This window comes from Methylopila musalis, assembly GCF_042679725.1.
GTDB lineage: Bacteria > Pseudomonadota > Alphaproteobacteria > Rhizobiales > Methylopilaceae > Methylopila > Methylopila musalis.
Genome location: NZ_JBHTMX010000408.1, coordinates 1 through 760, shown reverse-complemented (window position 1 = coordinate 760; position 760 = coordinate 1). Strand labels below are relative to the sequence as shown.

Below are 760 nucleotides of genomic sequence, written 5' to 3'. Positions count from 1 at the left end.
GGCCGGGCTCCATGGCGCTGACGGCGCTGGCCGCCGCCCATCACGCGCTTGACCGCGTGGGCCGGCTGCGGCGCGGGGAGACCGTGCTGGTGCATGGCGCGGAGACGCCGCTCGGCCTCGCCGCGCTGCGCATCGCCGAACGTCTTGGGGCGACAGCCTATGTGACGGCGCCGACCAAGGCGCAGCGCAGCCACCTGCGCGGGCTCGGCGCGGCCGACGCCTTCGACAGCAGCTCCGCCATCTACGTCGATCGCCTGCTGGAGGCGACGGAGGGGCGCGGCGTCGACGTGGTGCTCAACCTCACCGCGGGCGAACTCGGCGTGCGGGCCATGCATCTGCTGGCGCCCTTCGGACGCTACCTCGACATGGCCGGCGCGCTCGCCGGCGATCCGCTGGCGCTGAAGCGGCTGAAGCCCAACCGGGGCGTCACCGCCATCGACGCGCCGGGCCTGATCGCCGCCGAACCGGACGTGTTCCAGGCCTCGCTCGCCGCGGTTCTGGCCGATGTGGAGAACGGGCTGATCGGCGCGCCGGCGCTGCCGGCCCCGATCGTGGACGAGGCCGGCCGCGCGCCGCAGGACGAGGGCTCCGCCCGCTGGCGCGTCACCGACCACGCCGCCGCCCGCGCCGCGGAGCCGGTGGAGATCGTGCGGCCGGGCCGGATCGATCCGGAGGCGACCTACCTCGTCACCGGCGGCTATGGCGGCTTCGGCTTCGAACTCGCCCGGCGCCTCGGCGAGCGCGGCGCGCGCCACCTCCC

Annotated in this window: 1 protein-coding gene; it reads left to right on the top strand. The window is 76.1% G+C overall.

The window, feature by feature from the left end; genetic code table 11:
* A partial coding sequence (locus ACFQ4O_RS17990) for a quinone oxidoreductase-like protein 1 (RefSeq protein ID WP_378777797.1) occupies nt 1-760 on the top strand: 760 nt, incomplete at both ends.